The organism is Pseudomonas sp. (assembly GCF_032058845.1).
Lineage (GTDB): Bacteria > Pseudomonadota > Gammaproteobacteria > Pseudomonadales > Pseudomonadaceae > Aquipseudomonas.
The window spans coordinates 1-22,315 of record NZ_DAMCCR010000013.1 but is presented as its reverse complement, the minus strand read 5'-3'; the positions used below and the strand labels follow the sequence as shown (position 1 = coordinate 22,315).

The following is a 22,315-nucleotide window of genomic DNA, read 5'->3' as shown; positions in this document are numbered from 1 at the left end:
AGAAGGTGCGGGATGATAGCAAACTTGCATGGTTTTTAGACGGCCGGCGGGTTTGCATGAATTATGTTCATGTTCACGCGCCCATGCCATTTCAATGCTTTTACTGTCCATTACCTGATGGCCTTCGAGAACCAGGATTTTCATTTCATGATGCACCGTTCCTTTGCCGGGCTGATGGCCTGCGCGCTCGCGCTCCTGCTCGGCGGCCCGGCGCTGGCCCAGAGCCCTGCGGCCAGCCCTTCGATTTCCTACACGCGGGATATCCAGCCGATCTTCACCGAAAAGTGCGTGGCCTGCCACGCCTGTAATGACGCCGCCTGCCAGCTCAACCTGGGCAGCGCCGAGGGCGTTCAGCGTGGCGGCTCCAAAGTGCCGGTCTATCAGGGCGAGCGCAGCACGGCCGTACCGACCACGCGGCTGTTCTACGATGCCGTCAACGAAGACGGCTGGCGCAAGAAGGGCTTCTATTCGGTGCTGGACAACCAGGGCAGCCAGGCCGCGCTGATGGCGCAGATGCTGGAACTGGGCCACAAGACGCCGCTCACGCCCAACGCCAAGGTGCCGGACGACATCGTGCTGGGGCTGAACCGCACCAACATGTGCCCCGCGCCCCAGGAGTTCCCCGCCTATGCCGGCGCTCATCCGAAGGAGGGCATGCCGTTGGCGGTGACCGGGCTGAGCGATCAGCAGTACCAGACGTTGCAACGTTGGCTGGCGGCCGGTGCGCCAGTGGATTCCAACGCCCTCGAGCCGACCGCCGTCGAGGCCCGACAGATCGGCGACTGGGAAGCCTTGCTCAACCGTCCAGGCGCCAGCGAGGCATTGGCCGGGCGCTGGCTGTACGAACACCTGTTCCTGGCCCATGTGTACTTCGAAGGCGGGCAAGCGGGCCATTTCTTCCAGTGGGTGCGCTCGCGCACGCCGTCCGGGCAGCCGGTCGACATCATCGCCAGCCGCCGGCCGAACGATCCGCCGGGGACCACGTTCTATTACCGCCTGGTGCCGGTCAAAGGCGTGATCGTGCACAAGACCCACATCACCTACCCGATGAGCGCGCAGAAGCTGGCCCGGGTCAAGTCGCTGTTCTACGCCGGTGACTGGCAGGTGACTGCACTGCCGGGGTACGGCCCGCAGCGCCGCGCCAACCCCTTCGAGACCTTCGAGGCGATTCCGGCCCGCGCTCGCTACCAGTTCATGCTCGACAACGCCGAGTACTTCGTGCGCACCTTCATTCGCGGCCCGGTCTGCCGTGGGCAGATCGCCACCGACGTGATCCGCGACAATTTCTGGGCGCTGTTCCAGGACCCCGAGCACGACCTCTACATCACCGACGCCCGCTATCGCGGCCAGGCAACCCCATTGCTGGCCATGCCCGGCCAGATCGATGATGTGGGCAGTGTGCTGAGCCTGTGGCGCGCCTACCGTGACAAGCGCAACGACTATGAAACCCTGCGCCGCGATGCCTATGCCGATGCGCCGCCGCCTGGCTGGGACACGTTGTGGACCGGCAATGACAACGCGCTGCTGAGCATTTTCCGCCACTTCGACAGCGCCTCGGTGAACAAGGGCCTGATTGGCGATGTACCGCTGACCAGCTGGCTGTTCGACTACCCGTTGCTGGAACGCACCTATTACCAGCTGGCGGTCAACTTCGACGTGTTCGGCAACGTATCGCACCAGTTGCAGACCCGCCTGTATTTCGACCTCATCCGCAATGGCGCCGAGGTCAACTTCCTGCGCCTGATGCCTGCCGACAAACGCGGCGCCATCCTCAGCGACTGGTACCAGGACGGCGGCAAGATCAAGATGTGGCTGGACTACGACGACATCGACACCAGTACCCCGAGCGGTCTGAAGCTCAACGAGCATCACGCCACCCGCGACTTCGGCCTGCAGTTGGTGCAGCGCACGGCCAGCTTGAATGCCGCGCCCGATCCGATCAACCGCTGCACCGGCGCGTTCTGCTCACGTTCTGACCAGCCCGAGGCGTTGCGCAATGCCGAGCAGTCCTTGAACCGCCTGGTATCGCGCCCGGCGGCGGGGCTCAAAGTGATCGACCAGTTGCCGGAAGCGACGCTGCTGCGTATCGAGGCGCCCAATGGTCATCGCGAGGTCTACAGTCTGTTGCGCAACCGTGCACACAGCAATGTAGCCTTCCTGCTCGGCGAGGCCTATCGCTACCAACCGGGGCTCGACACCCTGACGCTGTATCCGGGGGTACTCACCAGCTATCCGAACTTCATGTTCAATGTGCCGGCTGGCGAGGTGGCGGAGTTCGTCGATGCCCTGCAAGCGGCGCGCGATGACAAGGACGCCTTCGAGCGGATCGTCCAGCGCTGGGGCATCCGTCGTTCGCACCCGCAGTTCTGGGATTATTTCCATGATCTGAGCCGCTATATCGAAGAGACGCAGCCGGTCGAGGCGGGCGTGCTGGACATGAACCGCTACGAGAACCTCTGAGCACGCACCACAAGGGTGCAATGACCTTTCCGGTTTCACTGCGGTCGTACGCATGAATTGTTCTGCCGGGTCCACGTTGCAAAGGGCCCGGCCGATCTGAAATGCACCTACGATGCAGGAACACGCATGCTGTATTCACTTCAAGCACTGCGGGCGTTCGCCGCCTGGTTGGTGGTCTGCCACCACTTCATGCAGATCTTCTTCGACTTCCATGCTTCCAGCCCCTTGGGCCACCTGTTCACCGAGCGCGGCGCGGTCGGGGTGGACATCTTCTTCGTCATCAGCGGGCTGGTGATCTATCTTTCCACCCGCGACAAGACCATCGCGCCTCGGCAGTTCCTCCTGCAGCGTTTGCTGCGCATCGTTCCGGCTTACTGGTTCTACACGCTGCTCATGGCGCTGCTGCTGCTGGTGGCCAGCCGCTGGATGCCGCACCAGGAGTTCGAGTGGCGGCACATGCTGCTGTCGCTGCTGTTCGTCCCGGCGGAAAATCCGGGCGGATTCGGCCTGTACCCCACGCTGAGCGTGGGCTGGACGCTGAACTTCGAGATGTTTTTCTATGCCTTGTTTGCCCTGGCGTTCTTCGTCCGCCAACGGCACCAACTGGTGCTGATCACGCTGGCGTTGCTGCTGGCCAGTGAAGTGCTGGGTCGCCTGGGCGTGCTCAGCCACTTCTACAACAACGACATCATCTATGAATTCCTGCTGGGTATCGGCATCGGCGTGTTGTACCGCCGCGGTATGGTCCGCGAGGGCCTGTGGTTGCCGCTGGCTGTCCTGGCCGCAGCGGGCTACGCCATCTATCAGATGGATGCTTCCAGCCGACTGCTGCATTGGGGCTTGCCCAGCGCGTTGATCGTGGTGTCGTTCATCGCCCTGGAGCCGTATTTCAGTGGCAACCGGGTGCTGAAGATGCTTGGTGACTGCTCGTATTCGGTGTACCTCATCCACGTGTTGGTGCTGTGGGCGGGCTGGCTGCTGACCCAGCGTTTGCAGCTCAACCCTTATGCGGTGTTTGCGCTGTGCGTGCCGGTGATTGCACTGGCTTCGTGGGGCAGCTACCAGTGGCTCGAACGTGGGCTGTACCGGCGCGGCAGGGCCTGGCTGGAGACGCGCTCCCAGCAGGATCAGGCCGCAGCGCTTTCCTGAGTGCTGCCCCGTTTCCGAATGGCCAGCGACTTTCCTGACTTAAATGCTAGGACTTTGTTCGCCGAGCGGGTTGGCGTACACTTGCCGACAAGTCTGTGAGGAACTTACATGAGCGCTATAACCATTACCGACGCCGCCCATGACTACCTGGCCGATCTGCTCTCCAAGCAGAACACGCCCGGCATTGGCATCCGCGTTTTCATTACCCAGCCGGGCACCCAGTACGCAGAGACGTGCATTGCCTATTGCAAGCCGGGTGAAGAGAAGCCTGAGGACACTGCCTTGGGCCTGAAAAGCTTCACCGCTTATATCGATGCGGTGAGCGAGCCTTTTCTCGATGACGCCCTGGTCGACTACGCCACCGACCGCATGGGCGGCCAGCTGACCATCAAGGCGCCGAACGCCAAAGTGCCGACGGTCAACGACGACAGCCCGCTGAACGAGCGCATCAACTATTACCTGCAGACCGAGATCAACCCAGGCCTGGCCAGCCACGGCGGTCAGGTGAGCCTGATCGACGTGGTCGAAGACGGTATTGCCGTGCTGCAGTTTGGCGGGGGTTGCCAGGGCTGCGGCCAGGCCGACGTCACCCTCAAGGACGGCATCGAACGCACCTTGCTCGAACGCGTCCCGGAGCTCAAGGGCGTGCGCGATGTGACGGACCACACGCAGAAAGAAAACGCGTACTACTGACCGCGTGACCAGGACCGAAGCCGGTGACCGCCACCCGCTTCGGTCTTTTTTTGCCTTGCCCTAGCAACAAACTGTAACTGTTTCAAGCCCTGCGACATCAGGTCGCGGCCCGGTTCCACGGGCTTTGCGCCCCTCGAGACCTGCGCCGGGTAGTCGTTGCCCAGGTGTCATGCAAGAATGCCCCGGTTTCTGACCGGCCCGCTCCAGGGGCCGGCACCTTCCCTGTAAAGGATGGTTCCATGACTGATCTGTTGACCCGGCGCGCCGTCGTTGCCGGGATGGGCGTACTGGGGCTGGGCCTGCTGGCAGGCTGCAACCCCGCTCGCGGGCTTGAATTCAAGTACGGCAAGAACATGAGCAACGAGATTCTCGGTCGCTCCTTCCGCCTGAAAGACCCCCAGGGCAACGTGCGCACCTTGTCGAGCTTCTACGGCACCATGCCGATGATCTTCTTCGGCTTCACCCAGTGCCCTGCGGTGTGCCCCACGGCGCTTGCCCGCGCGGCACAGATCAAGAAGCTGATGGGCCGCGATGCCGGTTTCCTGCAGGTGGTGTTCATCACCCTGGACCCCGAACGCGACACGCCCGAAGTGCTCGACGCCTACGTCAAGGCATTCGACCCCTCGTTTACCGCGCTGACTGGCACCCCGGAAGAAATCGACCAGGTGGCCCGCGAATTCAAGGTGTTTTACGAGAAGGTGCCGACCGGCGACACGTACACCATTTCCCACTCGTCCACCAGCTACGTCTACGATTCCCGCGGCACCCTGCGTCTGAGCCTGGGCCATTCGCTCAATGCCAAGGAATGTACCGAAGACCTGCTCACCCTGATGGAGATCTGCTAATGGCAATGCCGCAATCGATCACCCGCAGCCTGGCTGTCCTGGCCCTGCTTGGCCTGTCCGCCTCGGCCCTGGCCCAGACCACCGTCACTGAATCCTGGGTCCGTGCCAGTGTGCCGCAGCAGCAATCCACCGGCGCCTTCATGGTCTTGACCGCTGACACCGACAGCGCGCTGACCAACGTCGCCTCGCCGATTGCCAAGACCGTGCAGATCCATGCCATGACCATGGACGGCGATGTCATGGGTATGAAGCAGGTCGAGGTGCTGACCTTGCCCGCCGGCAAGCCGGTTGCGCTCGACCCGAACGGTTACCACGTGATGCTGATGGGTTTGAAGCAGCAGGTTAAAGAAGGTGAGAACGTGCCGCTGACGCTGACGGTCAAGACTGCGGCAGGTGAGACCCAGACGCTCGAGGTTGAGGTGCCGGTCCGGGCGCTGACTGCCGAGGCGCCAGAGCATGATCACGCGCATATGCATTGAAGGGTGCAGAGGGTGGGGTGGGCAGGTTTTGGCAGTCTCCGGTCCGCTGCGGCTTGGCAGGAAAGGCGGTCGATGTAGCCGCGATGATCAGCCTCAGATCAGCGCAAGCGCTCCGCCACGTGCCTGCCGATACACCCCCGGCGTAACCCCATACGCCTGCTTGAACTGCCGGGTCAAATGGCTCTGGTCGGCAAAGCCGAGCGTGCAGGCCACCTCCAGCGCTGGCAGCCCCTGCCTGAGCAGGTCCCGCGCCCGCGTCAGCCGGCGCTGTTTGAGCCAGGCGTGAGGCGGTAAGCCGGTCGCATGACGAAATACGCGGGCAAAGTGAAACGGTGACAGGTTTACCGCAGCGGCCAACGCTTCCAGTGAAGGCGGATCGGCCAGATGGCTGTCCAGCAACTCGCGCGCCCGCGTTACCGCGAGCGGCTCACGGCCTGGGGCGGCAGGGGTGGCGCCGTTGCCGTGGCGCTGGACCAGCATCAGCACCGCTTCGCGCCAGGCCGTCTGCTGCTGCAAGGCGCTGGCGCCGCTCTCGCACAGCCGGTGCACCCGGCGCATGGCGCCTGCCAGGCTGGGGTCGTGAACTACGCTGTCCTTGAACAGCGGCATCCCCTGGGCCAACTCGAGCTCTTCAAGCACGCCGGTGACGCCGGCGCTGTCAGGGTAGAAACCTCGGTAGCGCCAACCGGCTTCGGTGGCGGTAGCCCCGGTATGCAGTTCGTTCGGGTTGATCAGCACCATGCTGCCCACCGGGGCCAAGTGCTCGCTGCCGCGATGGCTGAAGCGCTGGGCACCTGACTCGATGACCGTGAACACATAGCCTTCGTGGACATGCGGGGCAAAGCGCTGCTGCAGATACCGAGCATGCAACAGTTCAACGTCGCCCAGGGCCGGAGCCTGCCAGAGGTGGGTCTGCTCGCGCAGCGACGGGCTCATGTCAGCAAGCTGCGCAGGAGGAAGAACAGCGTGCTGCTGAGCAGCATGCTCAGCAGCACCCGCCGGGTCCACAACACCAGCACCACCGCGGCCAGTGCGCCGAGCAGATAAGGATTGAGCAGGCTCAGGTCCAGCTGGCGCTCGGGCAGGAAGATGATCGGTCCGCAGATCGCGGTGAGCATCCCCGGCACGGCGAAGCCCAGGAACTGCCGCGCGTTGGCGCTCAGGCGCAGTGGCAGCCGCGGTTCGAGAAAGGCATAGCGATTGATGAACACCACGATGCCCATGGCCACGATCAACAGCCAGATCATGCGTGAACACCTTGCAGCTTCTGCCAGACGAAGCCTGCACTCATCCCCGCCAGGCCCGCAAGAATCAGCGCCGTTTCCCATTGCCAGACGCTGAACAGCACCGAACAGAACAGCGACACGACCACGCACACGGCAGTCGCGCTGCTGCGTACTCGCGGTGCAATCAAGGCGACGAAGGTGGCGACAATGGAGAAATCCAGGCCTAGCTGATCAAGGTGTGGAATGCTCTGGCCCAGCACGATGCCGGCCAGGGTGAAGAGGTTCCAGGCCACGTAGAAGGTCAGCCCTACGCCCAGGGCGTACCAGCGGTTGAAGCTGTGCAGGTCCTGGTGACTGGTCAGGGCGAAGAATTCGTCGGTCAGCAGAAAGCCCAGGCCCAGCCGCCAGCGCAGCGGTTGCGGGGCCAGCAGTGGGCGCATCGACAGGCCATAGAGCAAGTGCTGAGAGGTCAGCAACAGGCATGTGAGCAGAATCGACAGCAGGCTTGCACCGGCTTTGAGCATGCCGATCGCGACCAGTTGCGCGGCACCGGCGAACACGATGGCAGACAGCCCCTGGCCCTGCCACGCCGTGAGGTTGGCCTCAATGGCCATGGAGCCGGCCAGCAACCCCCACGGCGCGACGGCCAACGACAGCGGCATGATGGCAAGAGCGCCCAGGAAAAAGGCATGACGTGCAGCGGGGAGGGTGGACATCGGTGCAACCCGTCGACAAGGAGCCCCAGCATGCCCGATGGGCGATGCCGTGGCTTGAACGATCTTGCTCAAGGTGTGCTTCAGCGGTGGCTGGTTAGCCGTTGCTGCGCGCTGGCACAGCCGTTGATCTCGACGGCTTTCTGCAGCAATACCTGACGCCGGTCGGGGTCCAGGTCACCCAGCAAACGGTAGACCTCGGCCTGGAAATCGCGCTGGCGGCCCCACTGCATTTCCAGCCCTTGTGGCCGGCTGCGGCTGCAGGCCAGCACCGTCGCGGGTTGCGGGTAGTAGGCCGCGTACAAGGTGGCCATGCTGGGCAGCGCATCAAGCGCTTCGCGGTAGGCGGGGCTTGCGTTGTACGGTGGGCACCAGGTGGCAATGGCCGAAGCGGGTGGTGCAAAGCCCTGGCTGAGGCTCTCTTCCAGCAGCGGACAGGCTGCGTCAGGAATCTGCGCGGCCGGCAGGTAGGTCATGTAGTAGAGGGCCAGGCGGTACTTGGCCACCGGATGACCCAGCGCAACGGACTTCTTCAGCAGAGCGACTGCCGTGGGCAAGGTGTGCGCCAGGGCCTGACCCTGGCGGCTCAGCTCGGGGTCGCTGTTGGCCACGGAGCGCATCGAACTGTTGTCGACCCCGGCATCGGCCTGCTCGAGAAACGGCAAGGCCTGACGGTAGAGCAGGTCGGCATGTGGGTCGATGATGACCTCCTGCGCCTGGGCGACAAAGGGGGTGCACATCAGCAGCATGGAGGCCGCCAGCCAGCGGCTCACAGGCTCGCCTCGAGCGCGCCTGGCAGGCGGTGCTGGAGCGGTGAAGCGTCGGCGATGGGGGAGTTCATGGATGACAAACGTGTGCCTCGAGCCGTACGGGATCTGCGGCGTATTCTAATCACGCTTTTGGCTTTGCCGATAGACCGAGGCGACGGAATCAGACGAGCATCAACGAGCGCTCCCGGCACGCGTGGGCCTCCAGGCAGTCAGCTCATCAAGCCGCGCACGTTGTAGGCCATGCCGACCAGGGCGATGAGCAGCAGCATCACACCCGACACCAGGGTGATGATCCGGTTGCTGCGCGCCGAGGCGATCTTGCCGATGGCGAAGATGTACAGGCTGAGCACGGCGAAATCGATGGCGATCCACAGCAGTGACAGCACCACCATGCTTTTCTCGAACGACTCGGTGATCTGGATGAACTGCGGGAAGAACGAGATGAAGAAGATGATGTCCTTGGGGTTGGAGATGCCGACCATGAAGCCTTGCCACAAGCCGCCACGATCCTGGCGCGGCGGCACACTGGCCGGGTCGCTGGTGGTGGGAGTGTGCAGCGCGTCCTTGAGCGTGCCGTACGCGATGTAGCCAATGAACAGGCACCCCACCAGGCTCATGCCGCTGAGCCAGGCCTTGTCGATGGCAGCGCTGGTCATGATCACCCAGGCCGCTGCCGCGATCAGCACCAGTGATGCCCAGTTGGTGCCAAGGGCGGTGAACAGGGCCTTGCGCCAGCCCGAGGCGGCAGCGGTGTTGACGACCAGGGCCACGACGGGCCCCGGCGTGGCGATCAGCAGCAGGACGGTGAGGGCGTAGGTGGTAGTCAGCGCGGTGTTCACGGTTCGTTCTCGTTCAAGGTGTCTGAGGTGGAGGCAGCATGGAGGAACGGGCAGCGGCGAGGATTGAGCGAGCCGGGTTCCTGAAGCTGGTACTGCTGCCACTCGAAGTTGTCGGGCTGGCCAAAAAAGCCAAGCGTCTCAGGCATCACGCCATCGTTGTAATGGCCGACGCGCTGACGAATCCTGGCGCGAATGCGCTGTCCGCTCTCGGTGGACGCGCTGGCGACTTCGTCGAAGCTTTCCCGGGGATTGATGACGAACACCGTGTGCGGGCCAAGACGACGGCTTTTCATCCGTTGATGGCCTGGAAAGCTCATGTTGATGAACAGCGGCATGCCATTGAAGCAGAACGCCCAGTCTGGATCGTGTGGGTCCTGCGGCATCGCTTGCGGCCAGGGGTGAGGGTCCAGCGCATGGACGCGCTGCAGCACCGCCCAGGCCCGCGCCTGTTGCTCGGCAAGCGTGGTGCTGGCGTCGGTCTGCAGAAACACCACCAAGGGGCTGCCAATGCGCTGCTTGATGGCAATCGGGCGTAACTGATCGACGTAATCTGCCAAGCCCTGGGCAATGTCGGTAGCCCCATGCTCATCGCGGGCAAACACCACCTTGCAGGTTTGGGCGGCAACGGCCTTGCGCCCGAACAGGCACGGGAAGTCGGGATGGGAGACGAGCGTGCGAAAGTGGTCGAGCGCAGTCCAGGTCCACTGCGTGTGGTCATTGGCATGTTCAGCGGCAAGCTCCAGCGCATCCAGGCGGTAGCAGATTCCATAACCCGTAAACATGAGTTCCCCAGGTGTAGCTAGGGTGTGCACGGCGCACATGGGCTTGGCGATTCGACGGCGCGAGTCCCGCCACAGCGTCGCATACGCTTCGCCTGAGACGTGGCGATGGCAGCGACCGGCGTTTCGTTCGAGTCGGTTTTCAACGCAGCATGACCGATGCGCGGACACAGTTCGTACAAACCCTAGATGTTCGTAAGCGTCAGCACGTGACGTGCAGGAGAGGTGTGGTAGACATCTACCGCATTTTCAGTAAACCCTGACGCGTTGTAAAACGGGTGGAACTGTGACCTACTATTAGTCTTGCTAATACTCCAGGGCTGCGGCGATGTCGGAACGGATTCAAGCACTGCATGCCTTACGTGCCTTCGAGGTGGCCTCGCGCTACGGCTCTTTCACCCGGGCGGCAAAAGAGCTGGCCTTGACCCAGGGCGCCGTCAGCCACCATGTGAAAACTCTGGAAGACCTGTTCGACTGCAGCCTGTTCGAGCGTCGCGGCCCGAAATTGCTGCTCACCGAGCACGGCCGCCTGCTGGCGCAGGAGCTCAAGGTCGGCTTCAAGATCATCGAAAATGCCTGTGCATTGCTGCGCAACGACCGCTATGCCTTGCGTCTGAAGGCCCCGTCCACGCTGACGGTGCGCTGGCTGCTGCGGGCATTGGACGGTTTCAAGAAGATCGACGACAGCGCCAGCGTGCAGTTGTCCAGCGTGTGGATGGACATCGATTCGGTCGACTTCTACTCAGAGCCGTTCGACTGCGCCATTCTGCTGAGCAATGGCCGCTTTCCGGCCGAGGTCGAGAGCCTCAAACTGTTCGACGAGTGGCTGATTCCGGTCTGCCACCCCGACTATCTGGACACCGACTCGCCTGAGCTTGCCATGCTCGCCCGCTGCGAACTGCTGCATCCGTCTCCCGACCGGCGCGACTGGCGACGCTGGCTGGCGCGGCTGGGTGCGCTGCACATCGGCATCGGTCAGGGGCAGGTATTCGACACCCTCGATCAGGGCATCTCAGCCGCTCAGCAAGGCTTGGGCATTTCGGTGGTCGACCTGGTGCTGGCCAGCGCCGACCTCAACGCCGGCCGCCTGGTCACCCCCTTCAAACAAGCCGTGGCCACCGGCGACGGCTACTACATGACCTGGCTCAAGGCCAGCCCCAAGGCCCGGCAGATGCACAGATTGCGTGACTTCCTGCTCGGCCAGGTGCCACCTGCCGCGCGGCGCGATATTCAGTATTTCTACGACTAGCAGCGTGCATCAGTGCAGCTGGCGACGCACCCGTACGCAGTCGGCTGCAGCGTCGGCAAGGGCGTCGATACGCTCATCACGCTCGGTTTCAGCGGCGATCATCGCCTCCTCGCCCTGCTGATTGAGCAGGTAGGTGTGGATCTGGCCGACTTCGAGGGTCTGGTAGATCGGCGCAATGTCCAGCCGCCCGATCAGGGCGTCACTGGGCGCACCGGTGGTGGTCATCACGACCTGCGGGCCACTGGCCGCGACCACCTGCAAACCCAGCGCTTCGAACCATGGCACCTGATGGGGCAGGGCGTTGAGTTCGACGCAGGCGTAACGGGCGTGCAGATCGTTGAACAGGCCGCGTGCCACCCCTTGCCGCCGATGGCTGGCAACGACCGCCAGGTACGCCAGCGCGCAGGCTTGCGGATCGTCCTGGGCCGGCAGCGCCAGCGCGAAGCCGAGCAGTTTATCGGGCGCGTCGGCGTCCAGTGCCAGGGTCAGTTGCACGGCCAGGCCCCGGTTACCGTCAAGGGCCTCGAGGTAACGATGCACTTCCAGGCCTACGCCGTATTGATACAGCGGATACAGCGGATTATCCGGGCTGATCGCCACGCTGCTCAGTTCGCCGACGTGCTCGATCACCAACTGGCGGATCTGATTCTGGAAGGATTCGGGCAGGACGCCGTCGAGGCGGCGGAGGATGTACATAACGGGAAATGGCTCCAGCTGGACTGTCAGACCCGCCTCTGTTCGCGCGGGCCTGACAGTCTACCGGGTTTTCACCGCCTGCCGCAGGCGGTGCCCTCTGGCCTGGCGACGCGGCCGCCTACCACAGCGCTGCCGACGCGGCGTTGATGACCCGCGTGAACACGGTGATGGCTGCGTCTACCTCAGCGTCGTTGCTGTAGCGGCCAAGGCTGATACGCACGCTGTTACGCGCAGCGTGCGGCTCGAGACCCAGCGCCAGCAGTACGTGGGAGGGGGCGTGGCTGGCCGAATTACAGGCCGAAGTGGAAGACACTGCCAGCTCGCTGGCCAACGCTGCACTGTTGAAGCCGCTGGCCTCGATGCGCAGGTTCAAGGTGTGTGGCACGCGCGCGCGGGTGCTGGCGTTGAGGTGGATGCCCGGCAGGGCCAGCAGGCCCTCCTGCAGGCGTTGGCTGAGGCGTTGCAGGCGCAGGTACTCGGCATCCCCCGGTTGCCCGGCCAGGGCAAAGGCGCAGCCCATGCCAACGATCTGATGGCTGGGCAGCGTTCCCGAGCGCATGCCGCGCTCATGTCCGCCACCATGCATCTGTGCATGCAGCACCGGCAGCGCCCGCGGACCGACATACAGCGCACCGATCCCTTTGGGGCCGTAGACCTTGTGCGCTGAAAACGACATCAGGTCGACCGCCTGGCGAGCCAGATCCAGCGCCACCTTGCCCACGGCCTGCGCCGCGTCGACGTGAAGCAGCGCGCCATGGGCTCGAACCCGCTCGCCGATGGCGGCAAAGTCGGTCACGGTACCCAACTCGTTGTTCACCGCCATCAGCGACACCAATCGCGTATCAGGGCGCAGTGCATCGGCCACCTGTTCGGGCGTTATCAAGCCATCGCGCGTCGGTTGCAGGCGGGTCACGGCCCAGCCCAGGCGCTCGAGCTCGCTGGCAGTGTCCAGCACGGCCTTGTGCTCGATGGCGCTGGTGAGCAGATGTCCGGGCTCGGCAAACCCTTGGGCAATACCCTTGAGCGCCAGATTGTTCGATTCGGTTGCCCCGGAGGTCCAGACAATCTGCTCGGCCTGTGCTCCGACCCGGTGCGCAACCTGCTGGCGCGCCGCCTCGACCGCGCTTCGGGCAGCCTGCCCGAAGCCATGGCCGCTGGAAGCCGGGTTACCATAGTGGCTGTGGCGCCCGAGACAGGTCAGCATCATCTCGATGACACGATCATCGACGGGCGTGGTGGCGGCGTAATCGAAATACAGCGGGCTGACAGGTGGCATGGCGATGATTGCTCCGTGCGATAGGGCAGGTTCTTGAGAGAGTTGGCCATGCTAGCGGCACCTGCGGATACAGGTTTTCCGATCTCGCAGCGGTTGTGCGGCAAATGGAGAAGAACGTTTCGCAAAACTCACATTTTGAAGAAAAATATTTTTACCCTGATGGCGGCATCAGGTCGAAACAGACATCTCGGTGTCGCTCACGCCACAGTTCATGGCGCTCAACGACGGTCTACTGTACGCAAACAACAATAACGCTGCCCATTTGCAGCACATCCCCCAGGCTGCCAATGGAAATCGGAGAGCACGTGCATGTCCACAACCCATGAGGTTCCCCCCGCGACCCTTCGCCGGGTCATCGCAGCATCGGCCGTCGGCAATTTCGTCGAGTGGTTCGACTTTGCAGTCTACGGTTTTCTTGCCACCTTGATCGCGAGCCAGTTTTTCGCCAGCTCCGACCCCAGTGTCGGCCTGCTCAAGACCTTTGCCGTGTTCGCCGTGGCTTTTGCCCTGCGCCCATTGGGCGGGGTGTTCTTTGGTGGGCTGGGTGACCGCCTCGGGCGCAAGCGTGTGCTGTCGATGACCATCCTGATGATGGCCGCTTCGACGACGGTGATCGGGCTGTTGCCCACCTATGCCAGCATCGGCCTGATGGCGCCGATTCTGTTGACGCTGGCGCGCTGCGTTCAAGGCTTCTCAGCCGGTGGTGAATACGCTGGAGCCTGCGCCTACCTGATGGAACACGCGCCGCGTGAGAAGCGTGCCTTCTACGGCAGCTTCGTGCCGGTTTCGACGTTCTCGGCATTCGCCTGCGCTGCGGTCCTGGCCTATGCCCTGGAAGCCAACCTGTCAGCAGAGGCAATGAACAGCTGGGGCTGGCGGGTGCCGTTCCTGATCGCGGCGCCACTGGGCCTTGTGGGGCTTTACCTGCGCTGGCGCATGGAGGAAACCCCTGCCTTCCGCGCCGCGATGGCACAAGGCACGCCGCATGCGCATTCTCCGCTCAAGGAGACCTTGCGCCATCATGGCCGCTCGATTCTCAACCTCGGCGCATTCATCTCGCTGACAGCGCTGTCGTTCTATATGTTCACCACCTACTTCGCGACCTACCTGCAACTGGTCGGCAACCTGTCGCGGGCCCAGTCGCTGCTGGTCACCACCGTGGCGCTGGTCTTCGCTGCCGTGGGCTGCCCGCTGGCCGGTGCGCTGTCGGATCGCATCGGTCGGCGGCGCACCGTGGTGTTCGCCTGTGCATGGGTCATCGTGTTTGTCTTCCCGGCGTATTGGCTGGCCAGCTCCGGGTCGTTGTCCTACGCGTTGGTAGGAGTGATCCTGCTGGCGGTGGGTGCATTGACCAGTGGTGTCGTCACCGCAGCGTTGCTCTCGGAGAGTTTCCCCACGCGCACGCGCTACACGGCCTCGGCCATCACCTATAACGTGGCCTATACCCTGTTCGGTGGGACAGCACCGCTTGTGGCCACGTGGTTGATCACCCAGAGCGGCAGCAGCCTGGCGCCAGCGTTCTACCTGGTCGCCATCGCGCTGCTCGCGCTGGTCGGCGGCCTGGCGTTGCCGGAAACCTCGCGCATCTCCTTGCACGACGATCCTCCATCCCACGCATGAACCTCATCGTCACGGCCTGCGTCCACCCTGGTGGCGCAGAACCGTGGCCAGCAGTGCACAGACTTGTTGCGCAGAATAGGGCTTTGCCAGGAAGGTGAAGCCTGCATGCCCGCCCTCGGCAATCGCTTCGCTGTAGCCAGATGTAAGGATCACTGGCAGTTGCGGGTAGCGCGTGCGCAGTGTCTGGGCCAGCTCCACACCGCTCATGCCAGGCATCAGAACGTCCGACAGCACCGCATCGAAGGGCGGCCTGGCGTGCTCGAGTTGGGTCAATGCATCGTCCCCGCAGGCGGCCCAGCTGACCTGGAAGCCGTGTTCCTTGAGAATCTGCGTGGTCAGGCTGGCCACATCAGGATGGTCCTCTACCACCAGGATGCGTGACGCTGCACCCGGCTCGGACAGCCGCTCGAGCGCCGGCACATCGGGCGCCGGCACCGGCTCTGGCGCGGCCGCCTGGGGCAGGTAGAGCGTGAATGTCGCGCCCTGGCCCAGCGTGCTGCGCACCTGCACGTCGCCGCCAGACTGGCGGGCAAAGCCGAAGACCTGAGAAAGGCCCAGTCCGGTGCCTTGACCGGCCGCTTTGGTGGTGAAGAACGGATCGAAGATCCGCTCCAGCAGCGCCGGTTCAATGCCCGGCCCGCTGTCGATCACGGCAATCGCCGCGTAGGGCCCGCTGCTGCCTGGTTGCCCAGGGGTGTCCGGCAGTTGCTGGTCCGGGGTCAGGCGCAGGCGCAACGTGCCTTCGCCGCCCATTGCGTCGCGGCTGTTGATCACCATGTTGATCACGGCGGTCTCGAATTGCGCCAGGTCTGCGCAGATGTAGCACGGCGTTTCGGGCAGATCGAGCACAATGCGCAGGCGCGCGCCGGTGGCCGTGTCGAGCATCTCGCTGAGGGCGGCCAACTGCTGGCCAGGGTCGAAGACGTGGGGGCTCAACGCCTGGCGCCGGGCGAATGCAAGCAGTTGCCCGGTCAGCTTGGCGCCGCGCTCGATCGTGTCGATCATGGTCTTCAGGTAGCGCGCGCGGCGCGCTGCCGGCAAATCCGGACGCTCGATGAAATGCAATGAAGCGCGAATGATCGTCAGCAGATTATTGAAATCGTGGGCGACGCCTCCGGTCAGTTGGCCGATCGCCTCGAGCTTCTGCGTCTGGCGCAGCACGGCCTCGGTATGCAGCAACTGATCAGTCCGCTCTTGCACGCGCTGTTCCAGCGTGGCGTTGAGCACCTCCATGGCGGCCATGGTCTGGCGCACCTCGGCGTTGGCCTGGAGCCGCTGGATGTGCGCCCAGCTCCGCTCCGCCACCTCGCCGATCAGCAGCCGCTCGGCCTGGGTCCAGTGCCGGGGTAGGTGGTCGTGCACCGCTATCAATGCAGTCAGTTGGGCTTCTTTCATCAAAGGCATGCAGACGGTTGCGGCAATTTCGATGCGCTGGAAGGCGGCCGCTTGGTCAGCGGGAAGCTCGCGCGGCGTGTCATTGAGGATCAGTGGCAATCCAGCCTGCAGGCGCCTGGCGGTCAACTGGCCAAAATCTGTCAGGCGGTAGTGCCCAAGCAGCGGTCTTGAGCCGCTGGCGGTCCATTCGCCAGTCACCGTCAGGCCATTTGCGTCATCGTCCATCAACGCGTACAGGCAACCCGACACCTGCAGGTACTCGCCCAGCAAGCGCGTGCTGGTGGCCAGGATCAGCGCAGGGTCGGTGGCATTGGCGAGTGCTCGGCCGAGGGTGTCGAGAAAATTCAGCCGCTGATTGGCCAGCACGGTGCCGGTGGTCTCTGACACGGTATCGAGCATGCCGACAACGGTGCCGTCCGCATCGCGTATAGGGCTGTAACAGAAGGTGAAATAGGCGCGTTCGACGCCGTTGTGACGGTCCACCAGCAAGGGAAAGTCCTGGATGAAGACGGCTTCACCCGACATGGCGTGGTGGATCATGGCGCTGATGTCTGGCCAGGCTTCTTCCCAGACTTCATGGAAGGGTCTGCCAAGGGCAGAAGGTTTGTTGCCGAGGATTTCAGTGAAGGCATCGTTGTGCAGCGTGATCAGCTCATCGCCCCACAGAATGGCCTGGGGAAAACGTGAGGCCAGGCACAATGCCACGCTGGTGCTGAGCACTCTGGGCCACTGCTGCAACGGCCCCAGCGAGGTGGCGGCCCAATCATGGCGCCTGATGTGCTCGGCCATCAGACCGCCGCCTTCCAACCATTTCACCATGATTGCACCACCCCTCGGGTTCGGTCCTCCAGGGTGCACGTTGGCCCGCACCGCTACGAGTGTTTTGCCGGCAGCAATACTGCGAAAGGCTCACTGCAGGCAGTGGGGAGAGCGCAGTGCCCGACCGGCGCGCTGGCCGGGCGGGCGGGGTGCCTGAGGGTCGCCGTTGGCGGCCGATCAGTATTCCCAGAAGATCCGCTGCAGCTCTTTGCTGTCCTGGGTCTTGGTCATGGCGACCATGGCCAGGATGCGTGCTTTTTGCGGATTGAGGTCATGGGCAACAACCCAGTCGTTCTTGTCGTCAGGCTGTTCGGCGTTACGCAGAACGAAACCGCCCTGGTTGACGTGGGAGGAACGAATGATCTGTACGCCATTCTTGCGCAATTCCTGCAGCGCCGGGACCACACGCGACGACACCGAACCGTTGCCGGTTCCCGCATGAATCAGCGCCTTTGCGCCATTTTGTGCCAGGGCCTTGTAGGCGGTGTCGTTGACGTTGCCGTAGCTGTAGGCAATGTCCACGGCCGGCAGGCTGCTGATTTGCTTGATGTCGAATTCGGAGTTGACCGTGTGACGCTTGGCCGGCAGGCGGAACCAGTAGGATTTGCCCTCTACGACCATGCCCATCGGGCCCCAGGCGCTCTTGAAGGCTTCGGTCTTGATGTTGATCGACTTGCTGACATCGCGACCGGACTGGATTTCATCGTTCATGGTCACCAGCACGCCTTTGCCGCGTGACTGCTGATCGCTGGCCACAGCGACGGCGTTGTACAGGTTCAGCATGCCGTCAGCCGACATGGCCGTACCGGGGCGCATCGAACCGACCACCACAATGGGCTTCTCGGTCTTTTCCACCAGGTTCAGGAAGTAGGCCGTTTCTTCGAGGGTGTCGGTGCCATGGGTGATGACGATGCCGTCGACATCTGCGCTGTCGGCCAGCTCGGAGACACGTTTGGCGAGCTTGAGCAAGTCGTCGTTGCTGATGCTCTCGGAGGCGATCTGCATGACCTGCTCGCCGCGCACATTAGCCAGATCCTTGAGTTCCGGAACGCCGGCGATCAGTTTGTCGACACCGACCTTGGCGGCCTGGTACGTAGCGCTGTTGGCAGCACTGGCGCCTGCGCCGGCAATCGTGCCACCGGTGGCCAGGATGACGACGTTGGCGAGCTTCTGCTGCGTCTTGGCTTCTTCGGCCGAAACGCCGGCCGGTATGAGGAGGAACAGCGCGAGTGCGCCAGGAACGAAGGTTTTCAGTGCAGCAGTCATTATTGTTGTCTCTCTCTTTTCCGTTGAGAAGTTAGTCGCTGTGTCGCGTCGAAGCTCAGGCAGATTTCGTACCAGTCTTCGCGCAGCAGCCGTTTCCCCCGCAACGGCGAAGGATAGAAGGGAAATGCGGTGCTGGCGAATGATCAGTACATCGGAAAATCGGACGGATATCCGAACGATGGTTGCGCGAAGCATTCGGTTTTCCGAATGATTGCGTGCGATTCACCGTGTTGATTTCATCGGTCGTGAAGGCGACATAGCGGGCGTGAGAGCTGGCAACGCTCGCCGACAGCCATCCCTGCCCGGGCCGCGAGGCGTGCGAACCGTGGGCAGCACGCAGGAAGAGGGTTCGAGGCAGCAGCCTATGCGGTATAGCCCTGGGCTCAGGGCTGCGTGGCCATAGCCGCCGAAGTGCCTGAAGAGGGTGCGTGTCGCTCGATGACTTGGCCCATGAAGGTGCGCGCGGCGTCGCTGCCCAGTTCGCGCACCAGCAGATCGACGGCGATCAGCATGAGTTCTTCCGGCGAAGCGGGGCTGTAGGCGCGGTGGCCGCCTGCCATTTTGACCTTGATGTCGGCGTCGATGGTGATGTTGCTCATGTAGGTATCTCGTTGCAGCGCGAAAAGAGAAGGCCCTGGCGACCGGCAGAAAAGTAGGTGCCAGGGTGATCCGGCGGCAAATTTATCACGTGGCGCAAAATTCAGTCACGATTACCTTTCGGGGCACGCCGGCAAAATCCTGCAGAATTGGGCCCTTTGCCATCAAAGTGATCTACCAGTGTTCAGTTAGGTAGGTCTGTTTCGTTCAGGAGGATTCATGATTCGTATACACACTGTGCTGGGTGCAGCACTGGCGGTCGCTACCCTGGCAGGCTGCAGCAGCGGCGTATCGTCGAATGCCGCCAATGATGCACCTGATGACGGGGCTGGAGAGGCGGGGACGTGCCAGGCTGTCGATGCTGGTTTTGCTATCGGTAGGCAAGGGACGCAGGCACTGGTCGAGCAAGCGCGTCAGGCCAGTGGCGCGCGCACGCTTCGCGTGCTCAAGCCGGGTGACATGGCCACGCTGGACTATCGTTCGGAGCGTCTGAACGTGACTGTCGACGATCAGGGCGTGATCCGTCGAATCAATTGCGGCTGAAGCGAGGTTCGCTCCCGCCATCTGCCGGACACAAAAAACCCGCCAGAAGGCGGGTTCTTTGTAGGACGGGCCGAATTACTCCGGACGTACCTGTGCAGCCTGCATACCCTTCTGGCCTTTTTCGGCAACGAAGGAGACAGTCTGGCCTTCTTTCAGGCTCTTGAAGCCGTCAGATTCAATGGCTTTGAAGTGAACGAACAGGTCGTCGCCGCCGCCTTGTGGGGTGATGAAGCCGAAGCCTTTCTCATCATTGAACCATTTAACGGTGCCGGTTTGGCGATTGGACATGGGTGGATCTCCAGACATTTAATTTTTCAGTAGTGCAATGTAGCCAAGGCGACGGAGCACGAGGGACATCATAGTGCATTTCTCGGCATCTAGCGCCAATTACCTTTAATAGTTGTTGATTGAGCTCAACAAAAGGTAGTGCAAATGCCGGAAATGGGGCTCAACCCTTCGCTGCACAGGCTTTCGTGACTGCGGTACGCGCGCGCTCGGCAAGCGTGGGGTCGACGCCGTTCTTGCTATCCAGCGCCTTGATTTCCTCGGAGCTGAAATTTTTCTCAATGGCTTGGGCGCCACATTTGCAGTGGGCCTGGGCGGCCTTGGCATCCAGGCCTTGGCCGGTTGCCACCTGCTGGCACTGGGTCATGTACATGTCTTGCGTGCCAGCAGGCCACTCACCGGCAGTCGCAGTGAAGGGCAGTGAAAGCGCACCAATGGCAGCGAAAGCCAGAAGAGACTGAAGTCGCATAACCTGACACTCCTTGGGTAGGTTTGATCGAGAACTGAATGCTTCAAGGGGTCTGATTGGCAATGACCCTCGAGAGTTCAGTGGTGCGTAGGCTGATCCAAATATTTCTGCAGTGCCGGAAACCCGCATGCTAGGATGCTCGGCTCGCAACGCGTCAGCGGCGTGTTGCGATTCTTCTTTATCACCTTCCAGTCACTCTGGTTCGTCTGCGATCAAGCCGAAAAGGCTTCTGCCACTGTGAGGCAGGCTTCACCTGGTGAAGGGCGCAACGGATCTTGTACTGGCTCATCCCAACCCACGTGACCTTTGGTAGGGGTCACCACTAGGAGAGGAGGCGCCATGCCCACCATTACTCTTCCCGACGGCAGCCAGCGTTCTTTCGACAGCGCCGTCACCGTAGCTGACGTTGCTGCTTCCATCGGCGCAGGCCTGGCCAAGGCCACGCTGGCCGGCAAGGTCGACGGCAAGCTGGTCGACGCCTGTGAGCTCATCGACCGCGATGTCACGTTGCAGATCATCACCCCTAAAGATGAAGAGGGGCTGGAGATCATCCGTCACTCGTGTGCCCACTTGATCGGCCACGCAGTGAAGCAGCTCTATCCCACCGCGCGCATGGTCATCGGCCCGGTCATCGATGAAGGCTTCTATTACGACATCGCTTACGAGCGGCCCTTCACGCCAGACGACATGGCGGCCATCGAAAAACGCATGCATCAGCTGATCGAGAAAGACTACGACGTCATCAAGAAGATGACGCCGCGCGCCGAAGTGATCGACGTCTTCAGCGCGCGTGGTGAGGAGTACAAGCTGCGCCTGGTCGAAGACATGCCGGATGAGCAGGCCATGGGCCTGTACTACCACGAAGAATACGTCGACATGTGCCGTGGCCCGCACGTGCCGAACACCCGCTTCCTCAAGGCGTTCAAGCTGACCAAGCTGTCCGGCGCCTACTGGCGTGGTGATGCCAAGAACGAGCAGTTGCAACGCGTCTACGGCACTGCCTGGGCTGACAAGAAGCAGCTGGCTGCGTACGTGCAGCGTATCGAAGAGGCCGAGAAGCGCGATCACCGCAAGATCGGCAAGCAGCTCGACCTGTTCCACCTGCAGGAAGAAGCGCCTGGGATGGTCTTCTGGCATCCCGATGGCTGGACTGTGTATCAGGTCCTCGAGCAGTACATGCGTACCGTGCAGCGCATCAACGGCTACCTTGAGATCAAGACCCCGCAGGTCGTGGATCGTATCCTCTGGGAGCGTTCGGGGCACTGGTCCAACTACGCCGAAAACATGTTCACCACCTCGTCGGAAAGCCGTGACTACGCGGTCAAGCCGATGAACTGCCCGTGCCATGTGCAAGTGTTCAATCAAGGCTTGAAGTCGTACCGCGACCTGCCGCTGCGCCTGGCTGAGTTCGGCGCCTGCCACCGTAACGAGCCTTCCGGCGCGCTGCACGGCATCATGCGCGTGCGTGGTTTCACCCAGGACGACGCGCACATCTTCTGCACCGAAGAACAGGTGAAGAAAGAAGCGGCAGACTTCATCCGCTTGACGCTGGAGGTCTACAAGGACTTCGGCTTCACCGACATCGCCATGAAGCTGTCCACCCGTCCGGCCAAGCGCGTGGGTTCCGAAGAGCTGTGGGATCGCGCTGAGACCGCTCTGGCCGATGCGCTGAACGAATCGGGCCTGGAGTGGGAATATCAGCCAGGCGAGGGTGCCTTCTATGGCCCCAAGATCGAGTTCACCCTGCGCGACTGCCTGGGACGTAACTGGCAGTGCGGCACGCTGCAGTACGATCCAAACCTGCCAGAGCGGCTGGACGCCAGCTACATTGCCGAAGACAACGCGCGCAAGCGTCCGGTGATGTTGCACCGTGCCATCCTGGGTTCGTTCGAGCGTTTCATCGGGATGCTTATCGAGCACTACGCCGGCGTCTTCCCTGCGTGGCTGGCGCCAACCCAGGCGGTGATCATGAATATCACCGACAAACAGGCCGATTTTGCCCTCGATGTCGAAAAAATGTTGGCCGCTGGCGGAATTCGTGCCAAGTCCGACTTGAGAAATGAGAAGATCGGCTTTAAAATCCGCGAGCATACTTTGCTCAAGGTCCCGTACCTTTTGGTTATAGGGGACCGCGAAGTCGAAACGCA

Annotated in this window: 22 protein-coding genes; 9 read left to right on the top strand and 13 right to left on the bottom strand. The window is 62.5% G+C overall.

Annotated elements, in window-relative coordinates; translation table 11 throughout:
• The first annotated feature begins 147 nt into the window (after positions 1 to 147).
• The 5 genes from RT028_RS04390 (at position 148) to RT028_RS04370 (ending at position 5,626) form a co-directional block, all read left to right on the top strand.
• A complete protein-coding gene (locus tag RT028_RS04390) occupies positions 148 to 2,460 on the top strand; it encodes a fatty acid cis/trans isomerase (RefSeq protein ID WP_312932858.1) in 2,313 nt (770 codons plus the stop codon).
• A 126-nt stretch (positions 2,461 to 2,586) separates the two neighbouring features.
• Positions 2,587 to 3,609 (top strand): acyltransferase, encoded by a 1,023-nt coding sequence (locus RT028_RS04385; protein WP_312932856.1) that lies wholly within the window; start codon positions 2,587 to 2,589, stop codon positions 3,607 to 3,609.
• Positions 3,610 to 3,717: 108 nt separating this feature from the next.
• Entirely contained in the window at positions 3,718 to 4,302 is a 585-nt protein-coding gene (gene nfuA / locus RT028_RS04380; protein WP_312932855.1) for a Fe-S biogenesis protein NfuA, read from the top strand.
• A gap of 239 nt (positions 4,303 to 4,541) precedes the next feature.
• Positions 4,542 to 5,147 carry an SCO family protein gene (locus tag RT028_RS04375; protein WP_312932853.1) on the top strand — a complete coding sequence of 202 codons (606 nt, stop codon included), beginning with the start codon at positions 4,542 to 4,544 and terminating at the stop codon, positions 5,145 to 5,147.
• 5 nt (positions 5,148 to 5,152) lie between these two features.
• Positions 5,153 to 5,626: a copper chaperone PCu(A)C gene (locus RT028_RS04370; RefSeq protein WP_409567164.1), complete on the top strand. Its 474-nt coding sequence runs from the start codon at positions 5,153 to 5,155 to the stop codon at positions 5,624 to 5,626.
• Between the two features lie 93 nt (positions 5,627 to 5,719).
• Here the strand turns inward: RT028_RS04370 and RT028_RS04365 are convergent, their stop codons facing one another.
• The 6 genes from RT028_RS04365 to RT028_RS04340 form a co-directional block, all read right to left on the bottom strand.
• A complete protein-coding gene (locus RT028_RS04365; protein ID WP_312932851.1) occupies positions 5,720 to 6,562 on the bottom strand; it encodes an AraC family transcriptional regulator in 843 nt (280 codons plus the stop codon).
• Positions 6,559 to 6,873: an AzlD domain-containing protein gene (locus RT028_RS04360; RefSeq protein WP_312932849.1), complete on the bottom strand. Its 315-nt coding sequence runs from the start codon at positions 6,871 to 6,873 to the stop codon at positions 6,559 to 6,561. The genes RT028_RS04365 and RT028_RS04360 overlap by 4 nt, the downstream gene beginning before the upstream one ends.
• Positions 6,870 to 7,568 carry an AzlC family ABC transporter permease gene (locus tag RT028_RS04355; protein WP_312932847.1) on the bottom strand — a complete coding sequence of 233 codons (699 nt, stop codon included), beginning with the start codon at positions 7,566 to 7,568 and terminating at the stop codon, positions 6,870 to 6,872. Before RT028_RS04355 ends, RT028_RS04360 begins: the two co-directional genes overlap by 4 nt.
• An 80-nt stretch (positions 7,569 to 7,648) precedes the next feature.
• Positions 7,649 to 8,314 carry a sel1 repeat family protein gene (locus RT028_RS04350; RefSeq protein WP_312932900.1) on the bottom strand — a complete coding sequence of 222 codons (666 nt, stop codon included), beginning with the start codon at positions 8,312 to 8,314 and terminating at the stop codon, positions 7,649 to 7,651.
• A gap of 230 nt (positions 8,315 to 8,544) precedes the next feature.
• Complete coding sequence (locus RT028_RS04345) at positions 8,545 to 9,174, bottom strand: LysE family translocator (protein WP_312932845.1); 630 nt, start codon at positions 9,172 to 9,174, stop codon at positions 8,545 to 8,547.
• The gene (locus RT028_RS04340) at positions 9,171 to 9,956 is read right to left on the bottom strand and encodes a YqcI/YcgG family protein (RefSeq protein WP_312932843.1); all 786 of its coding nucleotides are present in this window, start codon (positions 9,954 to 9,956) and stop codon (positions 9,171 to 9,173) included. The genes RT028_RS04345 and RT028_RS04340 overlap by 4 nt, the downstream gene beginning before the upstream one ends.
• Positions 9,957 to 10,281: 325 nt before the next feature.
• On the opposite strand from RT028_RS04340, the gene RT028_RS04335 reads away from it, so the two are divergent.
• Positions 10,282 to 11,202: a LysR substrate-binding domain-containing protein gene (locus tag RT028_RS04335; RefSeq protein WP_312932841.1), complete on the top strand. Its 921-nt coding sequence runs from the start codon at positions 10,282 to 10,284 to the stop codon at positions 11,200 to 11,202.
• 9 nt (positions 11,203 to 11,211) lie between these two features.
• On the opposite strand, the gene RT028_RS04330 is transcribed toward RT028_RS04335, so the two are convergent.
• On the bottom strand, positions 11,212 to 11,898 hold the full coding sequence (locus RT028_RS04330; protein ID WP_312932839.1) for a GNAT family N-acetyltransferase: 687 nt from the start codon (positions 11,896 to 11,898) through the stop codon (positions 11,212 to 11,214).
• 118 nt (positions 11,899 to 12,016) lie between these two features.
• On the bottom strand, positions 12,017 to 13,174 hold the full coding sequence (locus RT028_RS04325) for an aminotransferase class V-fold PLP-dependent enzyme (protein WP_312932837.1): 1,158 nt from the start codon (positions 13,172 to 13,174) through the stop codon (positions 12,017 to 12,019).
• Between the two features lie 309 nt (positions 13,175 to 13,483).
• On the opposite strand from RT028_RS04325, the gene RT028_RS04320 reads away from it, so the two are divergent.
• Entirely contained in the window at positions 13,484 to 14,794 is a 1,311-nt protein-coding gene (locus RT028_RS04320; protein ID WP_312932835.1) for an MFS transporter, read from the top strand.
• A gap of 9 nt (positions 14,795 to 14,803) precedes the next feature.
• Here RT028_RS04320 and RT028_RS04315 read toward each other — a convergent pair whose 3' ends face one another.
• From RT028_RS04315 to RT028_RS04305, 3 genes are all read right to left on the bottom strand, one after another.
• Positions 14,804 to 17,008, bottom strand: a complete 2,205-nt coding sequence (locus RT028_RS04315) for a response regulator (RefSeq protein WP_312932833.1) — start codon at positions 17,006 to 17,008, stop codon at positions 14,804 to 14,806.
• A 177-nt stretch (positions 17,009 to 17,185) separates the two neighbouring features.
• Positions 17,186 to 18,274 carry an asparaginase gene (locus RT028_RS04310; protein WP_312932831.1) on the bottom strand — a complete coding sequence of 363 codons (1,089 nt, stop codon included), beginning with the start codon at positions 18,272 to 18,274 and terminating at the stop codon, positions 17,186 to 17,188.
• Between the two features lie 383 nt (positions 18,275 to 18,657).
• Positions 18,658 to 18,873 carry a hypothetical protein gene (locus tag RT028_RS04305; protein ID WP_312932829.1) on the bottom strand — a complete coding sequence of 72 codons (216 nt, stop codon included), beginning with the start codon at positions 18,871 to 18,873 and terminating at the stop codon, positions 18,658 to 18,660.
• A gap of 217 nt (positions 18,874 to 19,090) precedes the next feature.
• Between RT028_RS04305 and RT028_RS04300 the strand changes: the two genes are divergently transcribed.
• Positions 19,091 to 19,414: an I78 family peptidase inhibitor gene (locus RT028_RS04300; RefSeq protein WP_312932827.1), complete on the top strand. Its 324-nt coding sequence runs from the start codon at positions 19,091 to 19,093 to the stop codon at positions 19,412 to 19,414.
• Between the two features lie 75 nt (positions 19,415 to 19,489).
• Here RT028_RS04300 and RT028_RS04295 read toward each other — a convergent pair whose 3' ends face one another.
• Both RT028_RS04295 and RT028_RS04290 read right to left on the bottom strand, forming a co-directional pair.
• The gene (locus tag RT028_RS04295) at positions 19,490 to 19,702 is read right to left on the bottom strand and encodes a cold-shock protein (protein WP_003179963.1); all 213 of its coding nucleotides are present in this window, start codon (positions 19,700 to 19,702) and stop codon (positions 19,490 to 19,492) included.
• A 160-nt stretch (positions 19,703 to 19,862) separates the two neighbouring features.
• Positions 19,863 to 20,168, bottom strand: a complete 306-nt coding sequence (locus RT028_RS04290; RefSeq protein WP_312932825.1) for a hypothetical protein — start codon at positions 20,166 to 20,168, stop codon at positions 19,863 to 19,865.
• Between the two features lie 339 nt (positions 20,169 to 20,507).
• On the opposite strand from RT028_RS04290, the gene thrS reads away from it, so the two are divergent.
• The coding region (gene thrS / locus RT028_RS04285) for a threonine--tRNA ligase (RefSeq protein ID WP_312932822.1) at positions 20,508 to 22,315 on the top strand (1,808 nt) is incomplete at its 3' end.